General features: G+C 58.4%; 21 protein-coding genes. 7 read left to right on the top strand and 14 right to left on the bottom strand.

All coding sequences use genetic code 11. The features are described from left to right. Positions 1-163: 163 nt before the first annotated feature. Positions 164-1513 carry a guanine/hypoxanthine transporter GhxP gene (gene ghxP, locus ADJ24_RS07840; protein ID WP_023310059.1) on the top strand — a complete coding sequence of 450 codons (1350 nt, stop codon included), beginning with the start codon at positions 164-166 and terminating at the stop codon, positions 1511-1513. Between the two features lie 150 nt (positions 1514-1663). Then, positions 1664-3310 carry a Na+/H+ antiporter gene (locus ADJ24_RS07835; protein ID WP_023310060.1) on the top strand — a complete coding sequence of 549 codons (1647 nt, stop codon included), beginning with the start codon at positions 1664-1666 and terminating at the stop codon, positions 3308-3310. 66 nt (positions 3311-3376) lie between these two features. On the opposite strand, the gene ADJ24_RS07830 is transcribed toward ADJ24_RS07835, so the two are convergent. Next, positions 3377-4264: a LysR family transcriptional regulator gene (locus tag ADJ24_RS07830; RefSeq protein ID WP_023310061.1), complete on the bottom strand. Its 888-nt coding sequence runs from the start codon at positions 4262-4264 to the stop codon at positions 3377-3379. A gap of 102 nt (positions 4265-4366) precedes the next feature. On the opposite strand from ADJ24_RS07830, the gene ADJ24_RS07825 reads away from it, so the two are divergent. Both ADJ24_RS07825 and ADJ24_RS07820 read left to right on the top strand, forming a co-directional pair. Then, the gene (locus ADJ24_RS07825; protein WP_023310062.1) at positions 4367-4777 is read left to right on the top strand and encodes a CidA/LrgA family protein; all 411 of its coding nucleotides are present in this window, start codon (positions 4367-4369) and stop codon (positions 4775-4777) included. After that, the gene (locus tag ADJ24_RS07820) at positions 4770-5459 is read left to right on the top strand and encodes an LrgB family protein (RefSeq protein ID WP_023310063.1); all 690 of its coding nucleotides are present in this window, start codon (positions 4770-4772) and stop codon (positions 5457-5459) included. Before ADJ24_RS07825 ends, ADJ24_RS07820 begins: the two co-directional genes overlap by 8 nt. Positions 5460-5492: 33 nt before the next feature. Here ADJ24_RS07820 and actP read toward each other — a convergent pair whose 3' ends face one another. From actP to acs, 3 genes are all read right to left on the bottom strand, one after another. Beyond that, positions 5493-7142, bottom strand: a complete 1650-nt coding sequence (gene actP / locus ADJ24_RS07815) for a cation/acetate symporter ActP (protein WP_023310064.1) — start codon at positions 7140-7142, stop codon at positions 5493-5495. After that, positions 7139-7453 carry a DUF485 domain-containing protein gene (locus ADJ24_RS07810; protein ID WP_023310065.1) on the bottom strand — a complete coding sequence of 105 codons (315 nt, stop codon included), beginning with the start codon at positions 7451-7453 and terminating at the stop codon, positions 7139-7141. The genes actP and ADJ24_RS07810 overlap by 4 nt, the downstream gene beginning before the upstream one ends. Positions 7454-7588: 135 nt before the next feature. Then, a complete protein-coding gene (acs, locus tag ADJ24_RS07805; protein ID WP_023310066.1) occupies positions 7589-9547 on the bottom strand; it encodes an acetate--CoA ligase in 1959 nt (652 codons plus the stop codon). Between the two features lie 423 nt (positions 9548-9970). Between acs and gltP the strand changes: the two genes are divergently transcribed. Beyond that, positions 9971-11284, top strand: a complete 1314-nt coding sequence (gltP, locus tag ADJ24_RS07800) for a glutamate/aspartate:proton symporter GltP (protein WP_023310067.1) — start codon at positions 9971-9973, stop codon at positions 11282-11284. A gap of 80 nt (positions 11285-11364) precedes the next feature. Here gltP and ADJ24_RS07795 read toward each other — a convergent pair whose 3' ends face one another. The 3 genes from ADJ24_RS07795 to fdhF form a co-directional block, all read right to left on the bottom strand. Then, positions 11365-12039 (bottom strand): tetratricopeptide repeat protein, encoded by a 675-nt coding sequence (locus ADJ24_RS07795; protein WP_023310068.1) that lies wholly within the window; start codon positions 12037-12039, stop codon positions 11365-11367. Between the two features lie 121 nt (positions 12040-12160). Then, positions 12161-12313 carry a Hok/Gef family protein gene (locus ADJ24_RS07790; RefSeq protein ID WP_023310069.1) on the bottom strand — a complete coding sequence of 51 codons (153 nt, stop codon included), beginning with the start codon at positions 12311-12313 and terminating at the stop codon, positions 12161-12163. Between the two features lie 322 nt (positions 12314-12635). Further along, on the bottom strand, positions 12636-14783 hold the full coding sequence (gene fdhF / locus ADJ24_RS07785; protein WP_080262536.1) for a formate dehydrogenase subunit alpha: 2148 nt from the start codon (positions 14781-14783) through the stop codon (positions 12636-12638). Positions 14784-15039: 256 nt separating this feature from the next. Between fdhF and ADJ24_RS07775 the strand changes: the two genes are divergently transcribed. Then, on the top strand, positions 15040-15771 hold the full coding sequence (locus tag ADJ24_RS07775; protein ID WP_023310072.1) for a response regulator: 732 nt from the start codon (positions 15040-15042) through the stop codon (positions 15769-15771). A 3-nt stretch (positions 15772-15774) separates the two neighbouring features. Here the strand turns inward: ADJ24_RS07775 and lpxO are convergent, their stop codons facing one another. The 7 genes from lpxO to ADJ24_RS07740 all read right to left on the bottom strand — a co-directional run bounded on the left by lpxO (position 15775) and on the right by ADJ24_RS07740 (position 23001). Next, positions 15775-16683, bottom strand: a complete 909-nt coding sequence (lpxO, locus tag ADJ24_RS07770) for a lipid A hydroxylase LpxO (protein ID WP_023310073.1) — start codon at positions 16681-16683, stop codon at positions 15775-15777. A 143-nt stretch (positions 16684-16826) separates the two neighbouring features. Further along, positions 16827-17831 (bottom strand): carbohydrate kinase family protein, encoded by a 1005-nt coding sequence (locus ADJ24_RS07765; protein WP_023310074.1) that lies wholly within the window; start codon positions 17829-17831, stop codon positions 16827-16829. Then, positions 17831-18691, bottom strand: a complete 861-nt coding sequence (locus tag ADJ24_RS07760; RefSeq protein WP_023310075.1) for a ketose 1,6-bisphosphate aldolase — start codon at positions 18689-18691, stop codon at positions 17831-17833. The genes ADJ24_RS07765 and ADJ24_RS07760 overlap by 1 nt, the downstream gene beginning before the upstream one ends. Before the next feature lie 10 nt (positions 18692-18701). Continuing rightward, positions 18702-19388, bottom strand: coding sequence for a D-lyxose/D-mannose family sugar isomerase (locus ADJ24_RS07755; RefSeq protein ID WP_023310076.1), 687 nt, complete (start codon positions 19386-19388; stop codon positions 18702-18704). 126 nt (positions 19389-19514) lie between these two features. Then, positions 19515-20456 (bottom strand): ABC transporter substrate-binding protein, encoded by a 942-nt coding sequence (locus ADJ24_RS07750; RefSeq protein WP_021242935.1) that lies wholly within the window; start codon positions 20454-20456, stop codon positions 19515-19517. A gap of 32 nt (positions 20457-20488) precedes the next feature. Further along, positions 20489-21484 (bottom strand): ABC transporter permease subunit, encoded by a 996-nt coding sequence (locus ADJ24_RS07745; protein ID WP_023310077.1) that lies wholly within the window; start codon positions 21482-21484, stop codon positions 20489-20491. Beyond that, the gene (locus tag ADJ24_RS07740; RefSeq protein ID WP_023310078.1) at positions 21481-23001 is read right to left on the bottom strand and encodes a sugar ABC transporter ATP-binding protein; all 1521 of its coding nucleotides are present in this window, start codon (positions 22999-23001) and stop codon (positions 21481-21483) included. Before ADJ24_RS07740 ends, ADJ24_RS07745 begins: the two co-directional genes overlap by 4 nt. Positions 23002-23182: 181 nt before the next feature. Here ADJ24_RS07740 and ADJ24_RS07735 point away from each other — a divergent pair, with 181 nt between their 5' ends. Continuing rightward, positions 23183-25465, top strand: coding sequence for an ATP-binding protein (locus ADJ24_RS07735; RefSeq protein ID WP_023310079.1), 2283 nt, complete (start codon positions 23183-23185; stop codon positions 25463-25465). Positions 25466-25481: the final 16 nt, after the last annotated feature.

The following is a 25481-nucleotide window of genomic DNA, read 5'->3' as shown; positions in this document are numbered from 1 at the left end:
TTGCCTTAATTTGACCACCCGTTTGTAAGCGCGGAGCTAAACGTTTGCTTTTTTTGTGACGCCCTTTCGTCACAAACGCAACACAAGGATTTGACGTTCAGCTGGCAGTGGCGTCTCCACCTCGCTTACGGACTTCCTAAAAAACTCTCAGGGGATGTTTTCTATGTCTACGCCATCTGCGCGTACTGGCGGTTCACTTGACGCCATGTTTAAAATTTCGGCCCGCGGCAGCACCGTGCGCCAGGAAATTGTTGCCGGTTTGACAACGTTTCTGGCGATGGTTTATTCCGTCATCGTTGTGCCGGGCATGCTGGGCAAAGCAGGCTTCCCGCCAGCGGCCGTCTTTGTGGCGACCTGCCTCGTGGCCGGCGTGGGCTCCATCGTGATGGGCCTGTGGGCGAACCTGCCGTTGGCGATTGGTTGCGCCATCTCTCTGACCGCGTTTACCGCGTTCAGCCTGGTGCTGGGTCAGCACATCAGCGTACCGGTTGCGCTGGGTGCCGTGTTCCTGATGGGTGTGCTGTTTACCGTGATTTCGGCGACCGGCATCCGTAGCTGGATTTTGCGCAACCTGCCGCAGGGCGTGGCGCACGGTACCGGCATCGGTATCGGCCTGTTCCTGTTGCTGATCGCCGCCAACGGCGTCGGTCTGGTCATCAAGAACCCGCTGGACGGTCTGCCGGTGGCGCTGGGCCACTTCGCCAGCTTCCCGGTGATTATGTCGCTGATCGGCCTGGCGGTGATTATCGGTCTGGAAAAACTGAAAGTCCCGGGCGGCATTCTGCTGACCATTATCGGTGTATCCATCGTCGGCCTGATTTTCGATCCAACCGTACACTTCTCCGGTATCTTCGCCATGCCGTCGCTGAGCGATGACAAAGGCAACTCCCTGATTGGCAGCCTGGATATCGTTGGCGCGCTGAACCCGGTGATCCTGCCAAGCGTGCTGGCGCTGGTCATGACCGCCGTGTTTGACGCGACCGGTACCATTCGTGCGGTGGCCGGTCAGGCGAACCTGCTGGATAAAGACGGTCAGATTATTGACGGCGGCAAAGCGCTGACCACTGACTCCCTGAGCAGCGTCTTCTCTGGTCTGGTGGGCGCGGCGCCTGCGGCGGTGTACATCGAGTCCGCAGCGGGTACGGCGGCAGGCGGTAAAACCGGCCTGACGGCGATCACCGTCGGCGTGCTGTTCATGCTGATCCTGTTCCTCTCTCCGCTCTCCTATCTGGTTCCGGCGTATGCGACCGCGCCAGCGCTGATGTACGTTGGCCTGCTGATGCTGAGCAACGTGGCGAAAATCGACTTTGCGGATTTCGTGGACGCCATGTCTGGCCTGATCACCGCGGTCTTCATCGTCCTGACCTGTAACATCGTGACCGGCATTATGATTGGCTTCGCGTCGCTGGTGATTGGTCGTCTGGTTTCCGGTGAATGGCGCAAGCTGAACGTTGGCACCGTGATTATCGCCGTTGCGCTGGTGGCGTTCTACGCGGGCGGCTGGGCAATCTAAGTTGTCCATTGATGCGAAAACGGGTGGCTCAGGCCGCCCGTTTTTATTTTCAGGACTCATCCTGTTGCCTTTTGCGTTACTCTGGGGAAGATAGAATAAAAGGCACGACGCCTTCCGGAGTAAATAAGCAACACAGCAAACAGGGAACGCATGGAAATCTTCTTCACAATACTCATCATGACCCTTGTGGTCTCGCTATCCGGGGTGGTTACACGCGTACTGCCCTTTCAGGTCCCCCTGCCATTAATGCAAATTGCCATCGGCGCGCTGCTGGCGTGGCCGACGTTTGGCCTGCACGTGGAATTTGACCCCGAACTGTTCCTCGTGCTGTTTATCCCGCCGCTGCTGTTTGCCGATGGCTGGAAAACGCCCACGCGCGAATTCCTTGAGCACGGGCGCGAGATCTTCGGCCTGGCGCTGGCGCTGGTGGTGGTCACCGTCGTCGGGATTGGTTTTCTGATCTACTGGGCGGTACCGGGTATTCCATTAATACCGGCTTTTGCGCTGGCCGCCGTGCTGTCGCCAACCGATGCCGTGGCGCTGTCCGGCATTGTGGGTGAAGGCCGTATTCCGAAGAAAATCATGGGGATTTTACAGGGTGAGGCGCTGATGAACGACGCCTCCGGCCTGGTTGCCCTGAAGTTTGCCGTGGCCGTTGCGATGGGCACGATGGTCTTTACCGTCGGCGGCGCGACGCTGGAATTCTTCAAGGTGGCGATTGGCGGTATTCTCGCAGGCTTCGTGGTGAGCTGGCTGTACGGCCGCTCATTGCGCTTCCTCAGCCGCTGGGGCGGCGATGAGCCCGCAACGCAGATCGTACTGCTGTTCCTGCTGCCGTTTGCCTCTTATCTGATTGCCGAACATATCGGCGTGTCGGGCATTCTGGCAGCGGTTGCGGCGGGGATGACCATTACCCGTTCCGGCGTAATGCGCCGCGCGCCGCTGGCCATGCGCCTGCGTGCCAACAGCACCTGGGCCATGCTGGAATTTGTCTTTAACGGCATGGTGTTCCTGCTGTTGGGCCTGCAGCTGCCGGGCATTATGGAATCCTCGCTGGTGGCGGCCGAAGCCGATCCGAACGTTGAGGTCTGGATGCTGTTTACCGACATCGTGCTGATCTACATGGCGCTGATGCTGGTGCGTTTCGGCTGGCTGTGGACGATGAAAAACTTCAGCGTACGTTTCCTGAAGAAAAAGCCGATGGAGTTTGGTTCGTGGACAACGCGTGAACTGCTGATCGCCTCTTTTGCGGGCGTACGCGGGGCGATCACCCTTGCCGGTGTACTCTCCATTCCGCTGCTGCTGCCCACGGGCGATGTCTTCCCGGCGCGCTACGAGCTGGTCTTCCTGGCGGCGGGCGTGATTCTGTTCTCCCTGTTTGTCGGCGTGATTATGCTGCCGATTTTACTCCAGCATATTGATGCCGGTGATTCGACCCAGCAGCATAAAGAGGAGCGTATTGCCCGGGCAGCCACCGCCGAAGTGGCAATTGTCGCGATTCAGAAGATGGAAGAGCGTCTGGCCGCGGATGCGGAAGAGAACATCGACAATCAGCTGCTGACGGAGGTCAGTTCCCGCGTGATTGGTAACCTGCGCCGCCGCGCGGACGGGCGTAACGATGTGGAAAGCTCGCTGCAGGAGGAAAACCTGGAGCGCCGGTTCCGCCTGGCGGCGCTGCGCTCAGAGCGCGCCGAGCTGTACCATCTGCGCGCCACGCGGCAGATCAGCAACGAAACGCTGCAAAAGCTGCTGCACGATCTGGACCTGCTGGAAGCGCTGTTGATAGAGAATCAGTAGCGCTGTTTTTGCCCCTCACCCTAGCCCTCTCCCCACAGGGGAGAGGGAACCGATCGAGCCCAGGGGTTAGGGTGAGGGCACCCAAAACCCCTCACAACACTGCAGCCACGCCTGCGCGCTCTGCGATAAATACACCCCTTCACGCCAGATCATCCCCAGCTGCCAGTGCAGGTCGCTCTCCAGCGGGATCCAGCGCAGCGTGTTTTTATCCAGACGCTCGCAAATCGGCTGCGGCAGAATGGCAATCCCCACGCCGGCCTGCACCATCGCCGCCAGGAAATCCCACTGTCCGCTGCGCACCGCTATGCGCGGCTTGACGTTATGCTGGTTAAACAGCGTCATCAGCTGGCGGCTGAGAGCGAAGTCTTCGTTGTAGATCAGCAGAGGGTGCTCGCCGAGCAGTTCAGGTCTCACCGAGTCTAACTTCAGCCAGTCGCCGGAGCGGGGAACCAGCACGCACAGCGGGTGGCTAAAGAGCGGAAGCGTCGCCAGACCGCTCTCTTCCTCAACGGGAAGGGCGGTCATTGCCACGTCGAGCTCGCCGTTGGTGACGGCCTGCTGGACGGTTAACCCACCAAACTCCGAAATCTTCAGCTCAACGCCGGGATAACGCTGGCGAAACAGGCTAATCGGCCCGGCCATCATCATCCCCACCATTGGCGGAATGCCGAGGCGAAGGACACCTTTCTTCAGATGATTGATATCGCCCAGCTCTGCTTCCAGCTGGCGAAACTCCGCCAGAATCGCCAGCCCGCGTTCGAACACCACGCGTCCGGTGTCGGTCAGCAGCAGCTTGCGCCCGTCGCGGATCAGCAGGGTACAGTTCAGTTCATCTTCGAGGTTTTTCAGCATCTTGCTGATGGTGGGCTGGGTAACAAACAACTTCTCCGCTGCGCGGGTAAAACTTTGCTGACGAACCACTTCGACAAAATAGCGCAGCGTTCTTATGTCCATGATTATTCCTCGAAACTATACCTTTGATGATTTTAATTCATTTCAGTCCATACCGTGCGCTCTCTATACTGGCGCCTCGTCTCATTTTTGAGGAAAACACCCATGGCCGTGGCGTTAAGCCGTGTTACGCCTGCCGTTGTGCAACGACTCCAGGTCCCGGTGCAGGTAATGCTCTACGCGGGACTGTTTGTTTTCGCGGAATATCTTGTCGGCTGGCTGCATCTGCCGCTGCCCGCCAATCTTGTCGGGATGCTGCTGATGCTGACGCTTATTCTGTGCCGCGTGATCCCCCTTAACTGGGTGCGCGCCGGGGCGCGCTGGCTGCTGGCGGAGATGCTGCTGTTCTTTGTTCCGGCGGTGGTGGCGGTGGTGAACTATGCGCAGCTGCTGATGGTGGACGGCTGGCGAATCTTTGCGGTTATCGCGCTGAGTACGCTGATGGTGCTGGGGGCGACCGCCTGGGTGGTGGATAAAGTGTATCGCTTTGAAATCAGCAGGCATAAACATGACTAACTTTCAGATCAGCGTCTTGTGCCTGATTGCGACGCTGGCGATCTACTTCGCCAACAAGCGGCTCTATCGCCGCTTTCATGCCCTGCCGCTGATGCCGCTGGTCTTCACGCCGATCCTGCTGGTGCTGATGCTGGTCTTCGGCCACATCTCCTGGCAGAACTACATTGGCGAATCCCACTGGCTGCTGTGGCTGCTCGGCCCGGCGACCATCGCTTTTGCCGTCCCCGTTTACGACAACCTCGCCATTATCAAACGCCACTGGATGTCGCTCAGCGCGGGTGTAATCACCGCCACGGTGGTGGCGGTGTGTAGCTCCGTCTGGCTGGCGCGGCTGTTTACGCTGCCCGATGAAATTCAGCGCAGCCTGGCGGTGCGTTCGGTAACCACGCCGTTTGCGCTGGCGGCCGCTAAACCGCTCGGCGGGCAGCCGGATTTGGTGGCGCTGTTTGTTGTCGTGACGGGTGTGTTCGGTATGGCGGTCGGCGATATGTTGTTCCTGCGCTTGTCGATCCGTGAAGGGATGGCGAAAGGCGCGGGGTTTGGCGCGGCGTCGCACGGGGCGGGCACGGCACGTTCGTATGAGCTGGGCCAGCAGGAGGGCGTTGTCGCAAGCCTGGTGATGATGCTCTCAGGCGTAGTGATGGTGCTGATTGCGCCGCTGGTGGCGTGGGTGATGTTCTAAGCTCCCCGGCCAGAACGACCGGGGAGGAAAGGCTTAGTGCGCGCGGCCCTGCTCGACGCCCAGGCCGGTTTGCGAGCGGATAAACTGGGCGCGGAATTTCTCACGCTCCAGGTTACCCTCCGGCGAATTGTCGGTGGCCGAGAAGAACCAGATGCCGATAAACGCCACGGCGATCGAGAACAGCGCCGGGTATTCATACGGGAAGATAGCGCTTGCGTGACCGAGGATCTGCACCCAGATGGTCGGGCCCAGAATCATCAGGATCACCGCCGTCAGCAGCCCCAGCCAGCCGCCAATCATCGCGCCGCGCGTGGTCAGCTTCGACCAGTACATGGAGAGCAGGATGATCGGGAAGTTGCAGCTTGCCGCAATCGAGAAGGCCAGCCCCACCATAAAGGCGATGTTCTGCTTCTCAAACAGAATGCCTAACAGAATCGCCACGACGCCCAGCACCAGCACGGTGATTTTCGAGACCTTCAGCTCGTCGCGCTCGCTCGCGCCTTTGCGGAAGACGTTGGCGTAGAGGTCATGCGATACCGCAGACGCGCCTGCCAGCGTCAGCCCTGCAACCACCGCAAGAATGGTGGCGAAGGCCACGGCGGAGATAAAGCCGAGGAACAGGTTACCGCCCACCGCGTCCGCCAGGTGCACCGCCGCCATGTTGTTACCGCCAATCAGCGCGCCCGCCGCGTCTTTAAACGCCGGGTTCGCCCCCACCAGCATGATCGCGCCAAAGCCGATGATAAAGGTGAGGATATAGAAGTAACCCATGAAACCGGTGGCGTAAAAGACGCTCTTACGCGCTTCACGCGCATCGCTCACGGTGAAGAAACGCATCAGGATATGCGGCAGGCCCGCAGTACCGAACATCAGGCCGAGACCGAGCGAGAGCGCGGATATCGGGTCTTTCACCAGCCCGCCCGGGCTCATGATCGCTTCCCCTTTCGGGTGGACCGCCATCGCTTCGGTGAACAGGTTATTGAAGCTGAACCCGACATGCTTCATCACCATAAAGGCCATAAAGCTGGCGCCGAACAGCAGCAATACCGCTTTGATGATCTGCACCCAGGTGGTTGCCAGCATGCCGCCGAACAGGACGTACATCACCATCAGCACGCCAACCAGCACCACCGCGACGTGGTAGTTCAGGCCGAACAGCAGTTCGATCAATTTACCCGCGCCCACCATCTGCGCAATCAGGTACAGCGCCACCACCACCAGCGAACCGCAGGCGGAGAGGGTGCGAATCGGCCCCTGCTTCAGGCGATAGGATGCCACGTCAGCGAAGGTGTAGCGTCCCAGGTTGCGCAAGCGTTCGGCAATCAGGAACAGGATGATCGGCCAGCCAACGAGAAAGCCGAGAGAGTAGATCAGGCCGTCATAGCCGGAGGTGTACACCAGCGCGGAGATCCCGAGGAACGAGGCGGCGGACATAAAGTCACCCGCGATTGCCAGCCCGTTCTGGAAGCCGGTAATGTTGCCGCCAGCGGTGTAGTAATCGTTACGGGAGCGCACGCGTTTCGATGCCCAGTAGGTGATGTACAGCGTCAGCACCACAAAAATCAGGAACATCACAATCGCCTGCCAGTTGGTTGGCTGGCGCTGTACCTCGCCGGTAATCGCATCCGCCGCGTGGGCGGCAAAGGGAAGCGTGGCGGCGAGCGCCGTCAGAATTCTCTTCATGATGCTTTTACCTCTTGCAGTACCGCTTTATTAAGGCGATCGAATTCACCGTTCGCGCGCCAGACGTAGACGCCGGTCAGCAAAAATGAAATCACAATCACGCCAATGCCAATCGGAATACCGCGCGTCACGCTGGTCCCCTCGTGCAGCGGGGTGCCCAGCCAGTGCGGGGCAAAGGCGATCAGCAGAATAAAGCCGACGTAGATAACCAGCATGATGATGGAAAGGATGAAGGCAAACCGTTGCCGCTTATCGACGAGCTCCCTGTAGTGCGCACTATTCTCTATCTGCTGACAAATATCGTTATTCATCACAGAGTCTCCAAAGGTAAGGTAGGTTTGTTTTTAGTCCCCTCTCCCCTTTGGGGAGAGGGTTAGGGTGAGGGGAGGAAGGTGCGGTCTGATGCCCTCACCCCAGCCCTCTCCCACAGGGAGAGGGAGAAAACACTAGGAAGGCATCGCGATGGCCTGCTTCTCTTCGAGCAGTTTTTCCACCACGCCAGGATCCGCGAGCGTTGAGGTATCGCCGAGGTTGCTGGTGTCTCCAGCCGCGATTTTGCGCAAGATACGACGCATAATTTTGCCGGAACGGGTTTTCGGCAGCGAGTCGGTCCAGTGCAGCACGTCCGGCGTCGCCAGCGGGCCAATCTCTTTACGCACCCAGTTGCGCACCTCAGCGTAGAGCTCAGGCGACGGTTCTTCACCGTGGTTCAGGGTGACATAGGCGTAAATCGCCTGGCCTTTGATGTTGTGCGGAATGCCCACAACCGCCGCTTCGGCAATCTTCGGATGCGACACCAGCGCCGATTCAATCTCAGCGGTGCCCAGACGGTGGCCGGAGACGTTCAGCACGTCGTCCACGCGGCCGGTTATCCAGTAATAGCCATCTTCGTCACGACGCGCGCCGTCGCCGCTGAAGTACATGTTTTTAAAGGTCGAGAAGTAGGTCTGCTCGAAGCGATCGTGATCGCCGAACAGGGTACGCGCCTGACCAGGCCAGGAGTCAGTGATCACCAGGTTGCCTTCGGTGGCGCCTTCCAGCGGGTTGCCTTCGTTATCCACCAGCGCAGGCTGCACGCCGAAGAACGGACGGGTTGCGGAACCGGCCTTCAGCTGCGTGGCGCCCGGCATCGGGGTGATCATGAAGCCGCCGGTTTCGGTCTGCCACCAGGTGTCCATCACCGGGCATTTCTCGTTGCCGATTTTCTTCCAGTACCACTCCCAGGCTTCCGGGTTGATTGGCTCACCCACGGAACCGAGGATGCGCAATGAAGAGCGGTCAGTGCCTTCGATGGCTTTATCGCCTTCAGCCATTAATGCGCGGATCGCCGTTGGCGCGGTGTAGAGAATGTTGACCTGGTGTTTGTCGACCACCTGACACATACGCGCCGGGGTCGGCCAGTTTGGTACGCCCTCAAACATCAGCGTTGTTGCGCCACAGGCCAGCGGGCCGTACAGCAGGTAGCTGTGTCCGGTAACCCAGCCCACGTCGGCGGTACACCAGTAGATGTCGCCCGGATGGTAGTCGAAGACGTATTTGAAGGTGGTGGCCGCATAGACCAGATAGCCGCCGGTGGTGTGCAGCACGCCTTTCGGCTTACCGGTGGAGCCGGAGGTGTAAAGAATGAACAGCGGATCTTCTGCGTTCATCTCTTCCGGTTGATGCTGGTCGCTCGCGTTCTCGATCAGGTCGCTCCACCACAGGTCGCGCCCCTCGTTCCAGTCGATTTTGCCGCCGGTACGCTTAAGGACGATGACGTTACTGACCGTTTTGACGTTCGGGTTTTTCAGCGCTTCGTCGACGTTTTTCTTCAGTGGGATACCGCGCCCGGCGCGCACGCCTTCATCGGCGGTGATCACCAGTTTTGAACTGGAATCGACAATACGGCCCGCAACCGCCTCTGGCGAGAACCCGCCGAAAATCACCGAGTGGATCGCACCGATACGCGCGCAGGCCAGCATGGCCACCGCCGCTTCCGGCACCATCGGCATATAGATAGCGACCACATCGCCTTTTTTAATGCCCTTTTCCAGCAGGACGTTGGCGAAGCGGCACACGTCGCGGTGCAGCTCTTTGTACGTAATATGTTTGCTTTGCGAGGCGTCATCGCCTTCCCAGATGATGGCCGTCTCATTCCCGCGCTCGGCGAGGTGACGATCGAGGCAGTTAGCCGCCAGGTTCAGGGTGCCATCTTCATACCATTTAATGGAGACATTGCCGGGCGCAAAGGAGGTGTTCTTCACCTTCTGATAAGGTTTGATCCAGTCAAGGATATGGCCCTGCTCACCCCAGAAGGTGTCCGGGGCGGTGATAGACTGCTGATATTTCTCGTGGTACTGCTCCGGGGTGATCAGGCAACGGTCCGCAATATTTGCGGGAATGTCGTGTTTATGTATTTGGCTCATGGCTTTTTTTCTCCTTGTAAGATGTTAATAATATGTCGCAAAAACGTTAATTGTAGGGGCTTTACAAGCTTTGTTTATTATTTGGGCTACAGATCACGCATTGTTTGAAGAGTATGAAAAATGAGCGAATGAAACTTTGAAGGAAAATAATTGATGCTGACGATTATTCACATTTATGTTTAAAAAAGCGTTTTTATAACAAAAGGTTATTTATCAGAATTAGAACAAACTCCCGTCATCGTCGCTTTTGTGAGTGAAACGCGTCGTTCTTTAAGGCTTGCGCAACAGGTCGCGCAAATGATACTCATACGCCGCGTTAAAAAATCCCATAAACCAACGCAACACAATTCATACCCTTTCAGTATGTCTCCCTGTTCATGCAGTTTGAATGAATAAGGCGCTTCATTGAGGAAGTCAGTTTCTATGAAAAACGTTAAAGTCAGCCTTGCCTGGCAGATCTTAATCGCCCTTGTGCTGGGCATCTTGCTGGGCAGTTACCTCCACTATCATAGCGACAGCCGCGAATGGCTGATTGCGAACCTGCTCTCTCCGGCAGGGGATATCTTTATTCATCTGATCAAGATGATTGTGGTACCGATTGTGATCTCGACGCTGGTGGTCGGTATTGCGGGCGTCGGCGATGCGAAGCAGTTAGGCCGTATTGGTGCGAAAACCATTATCTATTTCGAAGTGATCACTACGGTTGCGATTATCCTCGGTATCACGCTGGCGAACGTGTTCCAGCCGGGTTCCGGGATCGATATGTCGCAGCTGGCCACGGTGGATATTTCGAAATACCAAAGTACGACCGCTGACGTGCAGAGCCATGCGCATGGCCTGATGGGCACTATCCTGTCGCTGGTGCCGACCAACATCGTGGCGTCGATGGCGAAGGGCGAGATGCTGCCCATCATCTTCTTCTCGGTGCTGTTTGGTCTGGGGCTCTCTTCTCTGCCGGCGACGCACCGTGAGCCGCTGGTGACCGTGTTCCGCTCTATCTCCGAAACCATGTTTAAAGTGACCCACATGGTGATGCGTTACGCGCCGGTAGGGGTGTTTGCGCTTATCGCCGTCACCGTGGCGAATTTCGGTTTTGCCTCTCTCTGGCCGCTGGCGAAGCTGGTGCTCCTGGTGCATTTTGCCATCCTGTTCTTTGCGCTGGTGGTGCTGGGAATTGTGGCGCGTCTGTGTGGGCTGAGCATCTGGATCCTGATTCGTATCCTGAAAGATGAGCTGATTCTGGCCTACTCCACGGCAAGCTCTGAGAGCGTGCTGCCGCGCATCATTGAGAAGATGGAAGCCTACGGCGCGCCTGCCTCTATTACCAGCTTCGTGGTACCGACCGGCTACTCCTTTAACCTGGACGGTTCGACGCTGTACCAGAGCATCGCCGCTATCTTTATTGCGCAGCTGTACGGCATTGACCTGTCGCTGTGGCAGGAGATCGTACTGGTGCTGACGCTGATGGTGACGTCCAAAGGTATTGCAGGCGTTCCGGGCGTCTCCTTCGTGGTGCTGCTTGCAACGCTTGGCAGCGTCGGTATTCCGCTGGAAGGTCTGGCGTTTATCGCCGGTGTCGACCGTATCCTCGACATGGCGCGTACCGCGCTGAACGTGGTGGGGAATGCCCTGGCGGTGCTGGTTATCGCCAAGTGGGAACACAAATTCGATCGTAAAAAAGCGCTGGCGTATGAACGCGAGGTGCTGGGTCGTTTTGATAAGACGGCCGACCAGTAACATCCTAAGCCCGGTGGCGCTGCGCTTACCGGGCCTACGGATTTTGTAGGCCGGGTAAGGCGAAGCCGCCACCCGGCACTTTACTCTCCGCTCAGCGCATCAAACTCTTCGCATCCGGTATCAAACCCTTCAGTGCAGCTCAGGTTCAACCAGTACAGCGCTTTCTGTTTATTGGGCGTGATAAAGCCTTTCTCACCCTGCCTGAACAACATCCCTGCCCAGTACTCGGAGTAGCCCGTGCGTGAAAGTGCCGAGCTCCGCTTGAACCACGAGGCGGCCTGCACGTCGTCCTGGGCCACTTCAACGCCGTTGGCATAAATCAGCCCCAGCAGCATTTGCGCATCTACCGCAGAGTCGTTGTCGATATCTTCGGCCGCCGTTTGCAGCAGTTTGATGGCCTGAGGATAGTCAGTTTTACCTGCCTGAGTGTTGACCAGCACGCGCGCCAGCATGATCGCGCCGCGTTTGCTGCCTGCGATGGTTGCCTGCTGCGCCAGTGCCTTAGCTTGCGCATAATTTCCCTGGGTAAAGAGGATTTGCGAGAGCAGCCCCATGGCGTCGACGTCGCCACCTTTAGCGGCTTTCTCGGCCCACAGCGCGGCCTGCTTGCTGTCACCGGAGCTAAAGTATGTATCGGCCAAATAATACTGGGCACGGGCGTCACCCGCTTCAGCCTGTTCTTTGTACTGGCTGCCAATCTCGTCGGCACGGACAAGCGATGTAAAAAGTAACAACAACAGAAAAATATGTTTCATGGGTTCTTATCATCGGGGTACACGCCGCGCAGTATAATCGCGGCGACAGAAGAAAAAAATGGGTGCATTAAGACCTCAGCATCCTGCAAGCCGGGCGGAACAGTGGTTCCGCCCGTAGAGGTTAGCCTGCGTTACAGGCTAATTTAGCCGCCACCTCCTGCTGTTCACCCTTTATTGAAAACTCGCATAACTTACCTCGAGTAATAAAGGTAAAGATCACTATCGTCAGGCAAATAATAAAGACGATGCCTAACGCAGTTTTTAATGGCGTCATGCCTTTTACTCCTTGTCAAAAAAAGAATAAGAGGCTACTCTCAACTTGTTCGGAGTTGAGGGAGTAGCCTCGGGTAAATGAAAATTTCCCGGGGCTTTCTACTTTCTGTCCCTCAACAATGCTCAAGACAGAAAGTCTTAAGCACCCGCCGCACATCTTATCCCGCTGAATTAAAATGCAAAGATGTAATTCTTTTTCGCGAAAATTACATTATTTCTGCGAGCCGCTTTCCAGACTAATAATTGATATATTTGATGAGTTAATCGGAAATAAAAAGGGAGTGAATATCTCACCCCCTTTATTCACTGATGAATTAACGGCTTCAACCCATTGCGCTTTCGCGCAGTCGGGCTTTCAGCTTGTTATATTCGTCGATGACATACTGTTCCGCTGCGTGCTGATCCGCAATCGGCTCTACGCGTACGGCGCAGTATTTATACTCCGGCGTTTTGGTTATCGGGCTTAAGTTCTCCGTGACCAGCTCGTTACAGGCGCCAATCCACCACTGGTAGGTCATATAGACCGCCCCTTTGTTCGGACGATCGCTGACCTGCGCACGGGTAATGATCCGGCCTTTGCGCGAGTTCACCCACACCAGCGCTTCGTCCTCAATGCCGAGGCGCGCTGCGTCGGCGGTGTTGATTTGCGCGTAGCCCGGTTCGTCCGCCAGTGCCGCCAGCGCGGCGCAGTTACCGGTCATTGAACGGCAGGAATAGTGGCCCACTTCACGCACGGTGGAGAGCACCATCGGATACTCGTCGGTGAGTTTATCGATCGGCGCGACCCAGTCGCAGGTGAAGAACTGCGCCAGCCCGTTCGGGGTGTCGAACTTCTCTTTAAAGAGGTATGACGTCCCCTGGTCGGCTTCGGACTCATCCCGGCACGGCCACTGGATGTATCCCAGCTCACCCATTTTTTCATAGGTTGCACCGTAGAAGTCCGGACACAGATTGCGCAATTCGTCCCAGATCTCCTGAGTGTTGTTGTAGTGCATCGGGTAGCCCATGCGGGTGGCGATTTCGCTGATAATCTGCCAGTCCGTTTTCAGATCCCACTTCGGCTCGACCGCCTTAAAGAAGCGCTGGAAGCCGCGGTCCGCCGCCGTGTAGACGCCTTCATGCTCGCCCCAGGAGGTCGACGGTAAAATCACATCCGCCGCCGCCGCGGTTTTGGTCATGAAGATATCCTGGACAATCACCAGCTCCAGATCCTCAAACCCTTTGCGCACAGCAGACAGCTCGGCGTCGGTCTGGAGCGGATCTTCACCCATGATGTAGGCCGCTCGCACCTCTCCGTGCGCCGCGCGGTGCGGCAGCTCGCTGATGCGATACCCGGTGTGTTCCGGCAGGCTTTCCACGCCCCAGGCCTTCGCGAATTTCTCGCGGTTTTCCGGGAACTTCACGTACTGGTAGCCCGGATAGGTATCCGGCAGCGCGCCCATATCGCAGGCACCCTGAACGTTATTCTGACCACGCACCGGGTTAACGCCGACGTGCGCTTTACCCAGATTGCCGGTCAGCATCGCGAGGCTGGTCAGGGAACGCACGGTTTCCACGCCCTGGTAGAACTGGGTCACGCCCATGCCCCACAGAATGGCGGCGGTTTTCGCCCCGGCATACATCCTGGCCGCCTGACGAATCTCCTGCGCGCTGACGCCGGTGATCGCTTCGACGAATTCAGGCGTATAGCCTTCGACTATTTTCTTATACTCTTCAAAGCCTTCCGTACGGGTGGCGACAAACGCCTGGTCGTACAGGTTCTCCTCAATAATGACGTGCCCCATTGCGTTCAACAGCGCGATGTTCGAGCCGTTTTTCAACGCGATGTGCATGTCCGCAATGCGCGCGGTTTCAATTTTGCGCGGATCGCAGACGATGATTTTCGCCCCGTTCTGCTTAGCGCGAATAACGTGGTTCGCGACGATAGGATGAGAATCCGCCGGGTTATAACCAAAGATGAAGACGAGATCGGTATTATCTATCTCGTTGATGGCATTACTCATTGCGCCGTTACCGACCGACTGGTGCAGACCTGCAACCGATGGGCCGTGTCAGACGCGAGCGCAGCAGTCGACGTTATTGGTTCCAATAACGGCGCGCGCGAATTTTTGCATCACATAGTTGGTTTCATTCCCCGTCCCGCGTGAAGAGCCGGTGGTCTGAATCGCATCCGGGCCATACTTGGCCTTGATGGCGCTCAGACGCGTGGCGACGTAATCCAGCGCCTCGCTCCAGGAGACGGCTTCCAGCTTGCCGCCGCGCTCGCGGCGGATCATAGGGGTTTTCAGGCGCGGGGTGAGGATTTGGGTATCGTTAATAAAATCCCAGCCGTAGTAACCTTTCAGGCATAGCGTGCCCTGGTTGGTTTTCCCCTGTGCGGCCTCCGCCCGGACGATTTTGCCGTTATCGACCACCAGGTGGATCTTGCAACCTGAGGCACAATAAGGGCAAACCGTGACGACTTTTTTCATCAGTCTGCTCCAGTTAATCGAATCATTCGCACCCACTATGCAGCTTCTATGCCATGTTTTTTGTATGGGTATACCCTGACTTTACGGTCCCTTCGCGGTGAAAACCCTGACAAAAAGCAGCCAATCGTCAAAATTGACGTGTCGACAGGGCAGCGGATGTGACATGGGTTGAATTTCCGTCACTGAAAAAACCATTTGACTGGAGCCGACGGCAGAATGGTTCAGACTTAACATAATCCCCTGACGGAAGCATACGATGAAACCGGCGATCCTGGTGGTTGATGACGATACGGCAGTCTGCGAACTGCTTCAGGACGTGCTGAGCGAGCACGTCTTTAGCGTGCTTGCCTGCCATAACGGCCAGGATGCACTGCGGCAGGTACAGCAGGATCCGAATATTGCGCTGGTGCTGCTGGATATGATGCTGCCGGATATCAACGGCTTACAGGTTTTGCTGCAGTTGCAAAAGCAGCGCCCGGCGCTACCGGTGATCATGTTAACCGGGCTGGGCAGTGAGTCAGACGTGGTGGTGGGGCTGGAGATGGGGGCCGACGATTATATTGGCAAACCGTTCAATCCGCGCGTGGTGGTCGCCCGCGTGAAAGCGGTGCTGCGCCGTACGGGCGTGCTGGCGGCAGAAGCCCCCGCAGCGCCGGTCGCGGGCATTGCTTTTAACGGGTGGACGCTCGATACCACCCGCTGTGAGCTGAGCGATCCGCAGCGTAACCCTGTCCCCTTAACCCAGGGCGAGTACGGCCTGCTGCTGGCGCTCACGCAAAATGCCCGTCGGGTGCTGAGCCGTGACCGGCTGCTTGAGCTGACCCACAGCGAAAGCGCCGACGTGTTCGATCGCACGATTGACGTGCTGATCATGCGCCTGCGCCGGAAAATAGAGGCTAACCCGCATCAGCCTGCGCTCATCAAAACGATCCGCGGGCTGGGTTACGTGTTTGCTACCGATGTGAGCCGGCCCGAGCAGGCGGCATAAGGCTTACGTTATCGCCGGAACAATGATGGCGGCAAAAATTGCGACGATGCACAGATACTTGAGGGCGTAATAGGCTTTACGGTTCCTTTTTTTCAGACGCTGTCCTCGTTCGCGGGCCGCATGAACGTATTTAAAAATGCGGTTAATGCCGCCGGTGCTGTCATTCTCGTCATTCGGTGAGCTGGCTGCGGACATCAGTGTGGTTCCCACCCAATGGTTAACCGCCTGCGCCCAGCGCCATTTCATCGGACGTTCAATATCACAGAAAAGAATAATGCGCGTTTGATCCGATTTATTCTCTGCCCAGTGGACGTAGGTCTCATCAAAAATAACGGCTTCACCATCCCGCCAGCTGTGGCGCTGCCCGTCGACTTCAATAAAGCAGCGGTCGTCATTCGGTGTGAATAAGCCCAGATGGTAACGAACCGAGCCCGCATACGGATCCCGGTGCTTGCCAAGCTTTGCACCCGCCGGCAGCTCGGCAAACATGGCCGCCTTCACCGAGGGGATTTCACTCACCAGCCGGGTCGTCACCGGGCATAAAGACTGCGCAGAGGGGTGGGCATCGGCATACCATTTCAGATAAAAACGTTTCCAGCCGCGTTTAAAAAAAGTGTTAAAGCCAGCGTCGTTATTATTTTGCGCCGCCTTAATATGATGCTGTAAACGCAGGGCCTCTTCGCGAATAACCAGCCAGTTTTCCGTCAGCTTATTTAATTCCGGGAAGCGTTCTGTTTCAAAGAATGGCTGCCTGGCGGGCAGGGAAGAAAACGCCGTCATAAACATATTGATGGGCGCCATGAACGTCGAATGGTCAAAGAGCTGACGAGAAAGCGTCTGTTTTTCTTTGCCGCGTGAATGCGCATAAATAACGCTGATAATGAAAATACCGATGATGATGGCTGCGAACATTTTTCCCTTGTCCTCTTTCTATCTCATTTCGGAAAAGCGTGCGGGCAGAGTGCTGCCCACGCCGAATATGCCAGATGGAGAGAGTGTAGTTCGGGGATATAAAATTCATAGAACTGTAATGAAAAATCGCAATTTTTGTTAAATTAAGTGCTCTCGCGAATAAACGCCTGCAGCTCGGCCAGCGTTTTCGCGCCGTCAATTGCGTTGGCGGCCAGCAGGCTTGCGCGCGCGCAGGCGTGCGCCAGATAAATGCTCTCCGTGAGCGGGAGCGATTCGTGGCAGCCGTATAAAAACCCCGCGCAAAACGCATCGCCCGCGCCGACGCTGCCGACAATGTCTTTCTGCTCCAGTAGCCATGATGGGATCCAGCGGCCTTGCTCACCCGGCGCTTCACCCCATGCGCCTTCCGGACAGTGGATCACCACCCGCTGACGCACGCCTGCCGCCAGCAGCTGCGTCGCGGCATCGGCGATATGGGCGATATTCAGCGCATCGTCGCCGTCGCGCATCTCAAGCCCGCTAAACTCCCCGGCTTCCAGCTCGTTAATCACCAGATAATCCAGATGGCGCAGGGCAGGGAGCACCAGCGGCTGATAGCGCGGGTCGCCCTTGCGGGACACCAGATCGAGCGACGTTTCATACCCCTGGTCGCGCATCTGCGCCAGCAGGCGCGCGCTGCGGGTGCCAAACTCGTCATCGGGCATATCCAGGCTGTCGAGCAGCAGCAGGTAGCCGAGATGGAAGATCTTCATCGATCCGTCTAAGCGATCGAAGGCGGGAAGATCCAGCAGGCGGTTGGCGCCCGGCGAGTGGAAGAAGGTGCGCTGTCCGCTGGGATCGGTCATGACCTGCGACATGGAGGTCGGGGCAAAGGTGGTGCGCTGCACGCGCTGGCGGTTGACGTGGTACTGGTCGAGCATCGCCAGAATGTAGTCCCCGTCGGCATCTTCACCAATCAGCCCCACTGCCTGCAGCGGCAGGCCAACGTGCATTTTCGCCAGCGTCAGCAGCACGTTGAGCGGCGCGCCGCCGGTTGAGCGTTCGCTGTGGGTAATTTCCGCCAGCCAGCCGCGCTCCGGCCACTGCACGATCTGGTGGACGTGATCCACCAGCATGTTGCCTGCGGCGATGATGCCTTTGCGTTCCATTATGCCTGCCCCGCGCTGCCGAAGATGCGCATCTGTTCGGCGACCGTATCGGTAATCGCCTCTTCTATCCCCAGCAGCAGCTCGGCAAACTCATCGTACAGCGGCTGGCGGTTCGCCATGCGCTGCTCCACGGCGGCGAGTGCGGCCTGCGACATGCCGGTGTAGAAGTTGATTTTATGAATGCCGAGCTCGATGGCGCGGCGGAAGTCGGCATCGCTAATCCCGGAGCCGCCGTGTAAAACCAGCGGCAGCCCCGTCTGCTGGCGAATGGCGTCCAGGCGTGGGAAATCGAGTTTCGGCTCGCCCTTGTATTTGCCGTGCGCGTTGCCGATGGCAACCGCCAGCGCGTCAATGCCGGTTGAATCTACAAATTCGCGCGCCAGCTGCGGGTCGGTAAAGAACGCTTCATCCGCATGCCCGTACAGCGCGCCGCCTTCATCGCCACCGACCGCGCCCAGCTCCGCTTCCACCGACACGCCGACCGCGTGGCACATCTTCACCACCTCCCGCGTCTGGCGAATGTTCTCCTCATAGCTTAGCGTAGAGCCGTCAAACATCACCGAGCTGAACCCTAAGCGCAGGGCGCGCACCACCGCCTCGAAATGCAGGCCGTGGTCGAGATTGAGCACCACGGGAATATCGTGACGGGCGGCCTCGAACTTCACCGCTTCGACAAGCGAATCCAGAGAAACGTACTTAAAATGCACTTCGGCGATGTTGATGATAAACGGCGAGCGTTCCTGCTTCGCGGCGGCGAACAGCGCGCGCAGGAAGTGGGAGTCGAGCACGTTAAACGCGCCCAGCGCGTAGCGATGCGCCCTGGCGTGCTCCAGACCGTCGGCAAGAGAGATCAATGGCATCATTTACTCCTTATATCCGAAACAGGTTGTACTCGTTGCACAGCACCAGCAGCGCCGGTTCGTCTTCTTCGATGTTGTTATAGCGGGCAACGGGCTGCAAAAAGTGGTTGTCGTGCTCGTCGTCGTTTACCGATGACACCTCCCCAACCAGCACGTCGCCGAAGCCGCGTTCGCCCCAGAAGCTGTGGTACAGACCGGGTGTCAGACAGATGCTTTCCCCTGGCATGAGGCGCAGCTGGCTGCCGGGCGCGTGGGTCTGACGACAGCCGTCGACGGTGACCGTCACGTCGGTGTTTTCCGTCTCTTCATGCGCCCCGGCATTCCATAACTCAATAATCAGATTCCCGCCGCCCCGGTTGATGATGTCTTCCCGCTTGCGCCAGTGAAAATGCATTGGCGTCACCTGGCCGTCACGCACGTGCATAATTTTTTCGGCATAGCACTTTTCATAAGGCACGCCGTTGGGCGAGCCGTTGCGCAGGGTAAACAGCGTCAGGCCCTCAGCGGCAAAGCTGTTGCCGCCGAACGCCGTCACGTCCCAGCCGAGCTTGAGGTCGAACACTTCCTGCCAGGCGGCCTGGTCAAGCTGCTGCCATTTTGTGGGCGGGAAGCTGGCAAACGGCGGGAGATGCACGTCGTGCATGGAAAAGAACTGTCGCGTGTGGCCGAGAATTTCATTGATGTCGGAGCGTTTCATGGGGACTCCTGGCTTTTTTTGCAAAACCTTAGCACTCACCCGGCCCTCTCCCTTGAGGGAGAGGGGGAGTAAGTTCCCTCTCCCTGTGGGAGAGGGTTAGGGTGAGGGCATCAGGCCGCACCGAGGTTACTTAACCGTCCAGCCCTTATAGGTACCGACGTTCTTTTTATCGATCATCGTCACCGGGATCAGCACCGGCGCTTTCGGCGCAGGTTTGCCCTGTAGAATGTCATAGCCGATCTCTACCGCTTTTGCCGCCATCACCTGCGGATCCTGCGCCGGGGTTGCGACAAACAGCGAGTTTTCGCGCTTCAGCGCTTCCTCACCGTCCGGGGAACCATCCACGCCGACGATAAAGAACTCGTTGCGCTGAGCCTGCTTCGCGGCCAGATCGGCACCGATCGCCGTCGGATCGTTAATTGCAAACACGCCGTCGATCTTCGGATTGGCCGCCAGCAGGGAGGTCATGACCTCCAGGCCGCCTTCACGACTGCCCTTGGCGTTTTGGTTATCCGAAAGCACCTTGATATCCGGATGTTTTTTGAATTCCGTCTGACAGCCTTCCACGCGGTTTTGCACCGCAGAGACCGGCGGTCCGTTGATGATCACCACGTTGCCTTTGCCTTTCAGGCGATCGGTAATGTACTTACAGGCCATTTCGCCCGCCTGGGTGTTATCGGAGGTGATGGTCGCATCCGCCCCTTCCGCCGCCACGTCAACCGCAACGACCACGATCCCGGCGTCTTTCGCGCGCTTCACCGCCGGGCCGATCCCTTTGGAGTCCGCAGCGTTGAGGATGATCATGTCCACCTTCGCGGCGATGAAGTTATCGATCTGCGCCACCTGCTGGCCCAGATCGTAACCGCTGGAGACCAGCGTCACCTTGACGTTATCGCCAGCCAGCTTGCGCGCTTCCAGCTCGGCACCTTTGGTGATCTGCACGAAGAACGGGTTGGCCAGGTCGCCCACCGTCACGCCGATGGACTTCAGGTCTTTTGCCTGCGCAAACGGCGTTGCGGCAAGCAGCGCGCCAGCACAGAGCGCGGTCACTAACGGTTTCAAACGCATATATTTTTCCTCGAAGCTGTAGGGTTTTGTTGTTATGCACTTTGATGGTGTCGGGTACGGTATTTGTCGATCAGCACCGCTATGATGATCACCGCCCCTTTGATCACCAGCTGCCAGAAGTAGGAGACGCCCATCAGCGTCATGCCGTTATTGAGTGTGGCGATGATCAGCGCGCCGACCAGCGTGCCGGTGATCGTGCCGATCCCGCCGACGAAGCTGGTGCCGCCGAGGATCACCGCCGCAATCGCATCCAGCTCGTAGCCCGTACCGAGGTTGCCGTTGGCGCTGTAGAGGCGCGAGGCGCTCATCACGCCGCCAAGCCCGGAGAGCAGGCCGCTCATGCCGTACACGAACAGCAGCACCAGCCAGACCTTAATGCCGGTCAGTCGCGCCGCCTGCATGTTGCCGCCCACCGCGTAGATATGTACACCGAGCGTGGTGCGGCGCAGGATGAACCAGCACACCGCAATCACCGCAAGGGCAATGACAACCAGCCACGGGATCGGGCCGAGGTAGTTATTGCCGATCCACTCGAAGCTGATGTTGGAGTTAATGACCGTCGTGCCGTCCGCCAGCAGATAGGCCGCGCCGCGCAGCGCCGTATAGGTGCCGAGCGTCACGATAAAGGGCGGCAGCCCGGCAAAGGCCACCAGCGCGCCGTTGAACAGTCCCAGCACCATGCCGAGCATCAGCGCGGCCGGAATGGAGAGCATGGCAAATTCAGGGATAAGCGAGACCACCATCGCCGCTACCGCCGTGGTGCCCAGAATCGAGCCCACGGAGAGGTCAATCCCGCCGGTTAGGATGATGAAGGTCATTCCCGCCGCCAGCACGATGTTGATCGACGCCTGACGGGTAATGTTGAGCAGGTTGCTCTCGGTGAAGAAGTTCGGGGCGATAAAGCCAAATACCGCCACAATCAGGATAAGAATCGGCAGGATGCCGACCGTTTGCATCAGATCGCTCATCAGCATTTTTTTGGCGGAGGCGGATTTCGCCACCTGCTGAGGATGGGTTGGAGTTGTCATGATTGCACCGCCTGATGATGAGTGTCGTTCACGCCGGTTGCCAGCGTCATAATGTTTTCCTGAGAGATGTCGCGCCCGTGAAGCTCGCCCGCAATGCTGCCTTCCCGCATCACGTACACCCGGTCGCTCATGCCCACCACTTCCGGCAGCTCGCTGGAGATCATCAGGATCGCCACGCCTTTGCGCGCCATCTGGTTCATGATGCGGTAGATCTCACTTTTCGCCCCGACGTCCACGCCGCGCGTGGGTTCGTCCAGGATCAGAATGCGCGGGCCGATGGCCACCCAGCGGGAGATCAGCAGCTTTTGCTGATTGCCGCCTGACAGCCCGCCCGCGCGCACCTGCGAATGGGGCACGCGGATGTTGAGCAATGCAATGGCGTCATCGGAAATCGACTGGGCTTTTTTGCGGTTTAACATACCGAAGGTCGCGTCGCGCTCCAGCGTCGCCATGGTGATGTTCTCCTGCGCCGCCAGCTCCAGAAACAGCCCCTGCTCCTTGCGGTTTTCGGTGAGAAAACCGATGCCGTTTTCGATGGCCGCACGCGGGGAGTGGATCACCACCGGCTCGCCGTCGACCTCAATCATGCCGCCGGTGGCTTTACGCACGCCGAAAATCAGCTGCGCCAGCTCGGATCGTCCGGCCCCGACCAGGCCCGCCAGCCCAACGATTTCACCGGAACGCACCTGCAGGCTGCACGGCTGTACTTTTTTACCGTCGGTGAGGTGGTGGACGTTGAGACGCGGGCTGCCGAGGGGAATATCACGCTCCTTGTTGAACAGGTCGCTTAACGGGCGGCCCACCATCATGCGCACCAGCTCGGAGGCGTTTAGCTTGTCGCGCGTCAGGCTGCCGACGTACTGCCCGTCGCGCAGAACGCTGACGCGGTCAGAAAGTTCATACACTTCCGCCATGCGGTGGCTGATATAGATGATCGCCATCCCTTCATCGCGCAGGCGCAAAATCAGTTCAAACAGGCGGTGGGTTTCCCGCGAGGAGAGGGCGGCGGTGGGTTCATCCATCACCAGAATGCGGCTGTTGCGGTGCAGCGCACGGGCAATTTCCACCTGCTGCTGCTCGGCAATGGTCAGCTTCATCACCAGGTCGGTAGCATTGAACTGTGCGCCGAGGCGCTCAATCACCGCCTGCGCCTGGGCGGCCATCTCTTTGCGCTGCACCATCCCGCCGCGCGACAGCTCGCTGCCAAGAAAGATATTTTCGGCAACGGTCAGGTTGGGCGCGAGCTGCATCTCCTGATAAATCAGGGTAATGCCTGCGGCCAGCGCATCTTTCGGCCCTTTAATGTGAAACGGCTGACCGTCGATCAGGATCTCGCCGCTGGTGGCGGTATAGGCTCCCGCGAGGATTTTCATCAGCGTGCTTTTTCCCGCGCCGTTTTCGCCCATCAGCGCGTGGATCTCTCCGGGAAAGACCGTCAAATCCACACCCTTGAGCGCGTGGAAACTGCCAAACGTTTTGGCAATGCTGCGCATCTCTAATACCGGGGTTCTGCTCATGGCGGATCTCCTGCGAATGCCGATATCTGCACTTCATCACAGGTGCGTAAATGCAAAATGTCAGAAGCTGTTCATATTTGTCATAGTTATGAATAGCTAATCGCCATCACATTTTCCTTTTCCCTCTCCCGGTGGGAGAGGGCCAGGGTGAGGGCACCAAACCACTCAGGAGCCCAAACCCATGCCATCACGCCGTCCGCCCTTTTTCGCCAGCGCCCGAGGCCGACTGCTGATTTTTAATCTGCTGGTGGTCGCCGTGACGCTGATGGTGAGCGGCGTGGCGGTGCTCGGCTTTCGTCACGCCAGTCAAATCCAGGAGCAGGTTCAGCAGCAAACGCTGGATGACATGACCGGCAGCATGAACCTGGCCCGCGATACCGCCAACGTGGCGACGGCGGCGGTGCGGCTTTCACAGGTCGTCGGGGCGCTGGAGTACAAAGGCGAAGCCGAGCGCCTTAAGCAGACGCAAATGGCGCTGCGCCGCTCGCTGGAACAGCTTGCGGATGCGCCGCTGGCGCAGCAGGAGCCGGCGCTGGTGGCGCGCATTATTCAACGAAGCAATGAGCTACAGCAGAGCGTGACGGAGATGCTTGAGCGCGGACAGCGCCGCCATCTGGAGCGTAACGCGCTGCTGAGCTCGCTGTATCAAAGCCAAAGCTACCTGCGTCATCTGCAGGACATCAACCGCCGTTACGACAGCAACGTGCCGGATGCGCAGCAGCTGATGGAGATGGACCGGCTGATCGCCGCCGCCATCGACACTCCTTCGCCGCGCGCGACCGTTCAGCAGCTGGACGCCGTGGCCGCAGCGCTGCCCCGGAGTGCCGTACAGCCGGTCGTGAAGGAGGTTCTGCCAGATTTTAACGCCGAGTTAGGCAGGCTCGCCCCGCTCTCGAAGCAGCTGGAAGAGAGCGATCTGGCGATAAGCTGGTATATGTTCCACATCAAGGCGCTGGTGGCGATCCTCAACAGCGATATTAATCAGTACGTCGGGCAGGTGGCGCAGGCCTCCCGGCTTCGCACGGCCCAGAGCCATCACGAGCTGCAGTCCATTAGCGTGTTTATCAGCATCTTCGCCGTGCTGGCGCTGATCATCACCGGGTGTGCCTGCTGGTATATCTACCGCAATCTGGCCTCTAACCTGACGGCGATTTCCCGGGCGATGTCGCGCCTTGCTCACGGCGAGCAGGACGTGTCCGTTCCCGCCCTCCAGCGGCGCGATGAGCTGGGCGAGCTGGCGCGCGCGTTTAACGTTTTTGCCCGCAATACCGCCTCGCTTGAGCACACCACGCGCCTGCTGAAAGAGAAAACCACGCAGATGGAGATCGACCGCGTTGAGCGTCAGGGGCTGGAAGAGGCGCTGCTGCACAGCCAGAAGATGAAGGCGGTCGGACAGCTGACCGGCGGGCTGGCGCATGATTTTAACAATCTGCTGGCAGTGATCATCGGTAGCCTTGAGCTCACCGACCCCGAATCGAAAGACGCGCCGCGCATTACCCGGGCGCTGAAGGCGGCCGAGCGTGGTGCCTTACTGACGCAGCGCCTGCTGGCATTTTCCCGCAAGCAGTCCCTGACGCCGCATGCGGTAGAGATGCTGCCGCTGCTGGAGAACCTCAGGGAACTGATGCGCCACTCCCTGCCTGCCACCCTGAGCCTGGAGATTGAAGCGCAAACCCCGGCATGGCCCGCGTGGATTGACGTTAGCCAGCTGGAAAACGCCATCATCAACCTGGTGATGAACGCGCGCGATGCGATGGAAGGGCAAAGCGGGGTGATTAAAATCCGGACCTGGAATCAGCGCGTCACCCGCAGCGACGGGCGCAGGCAGGATATGGTGGCGCTGGAGGTGATTGACCGCGGCAGCGGCATGTCGCAGGAGGTGAAATCCCGGGTCTTTGAACCGTTCTTCACCACCAAGCAGACCGGAAGCGGAAGCGGGTTAGGCCTGTCGATGGTCTACGGCTTTGTCCGCCAGTCCGGCGGGCGCGTGGAGATTGAAAGCGCGCCGGGGCAGGGAACGACCGTCCGGCTTCACCTCCCGCGCTCCGTGCTGCCTGCCGCGGAGGACGATGAAGCGCTGTCAGCCACCGCCTCCGTCGATAGCGAGCGGCTGGTCCTGGTGCTGGAAGATGAGGCCGATGTTCGGCAAACCCTGTGCGAGCAACTGCATCAGCTCGGCTACCTGACGCTGGAAGCGGACAACGGCGAGCAGGCGCTGAATATGCTGGAGGCTTCACCGGATATTGGCATGTTTATCAGCGACCTGATGCTGCCCGGCAGCCTCAGCGGCGCCGAGGTGATTAGCCATGTGCGCAGCCATTACCCGCAGCTTCCGGTGCTGCTGATCAGCGGCCAGGATTTACGGCCCGCGCATAACCCTCAGCTGCCGGACGTCCAGCTACTGCGCAAGCCGTTTACGCGGGTGCAGCTGGCGCAGGCGCTGCGCAAGGTTATGGTAATTTGAGATTCCTCCGCTACCT

It is taken from the genome of Enterobacter sp. 940_PEND (assembly GCF_001059415.1).
Lineage (GTDB): Bacteria > Pseudomonadota > Gammaproteobacteria > Enterobacterales > Enterobacteriaceae > Enterobacter > Enterobacter cloacae_M.
The sequence above is the reverse complement of the archived record's forward strand: the minus strand, read 5'-3'. Positions and strand labels throughout refer to the sequence as shown.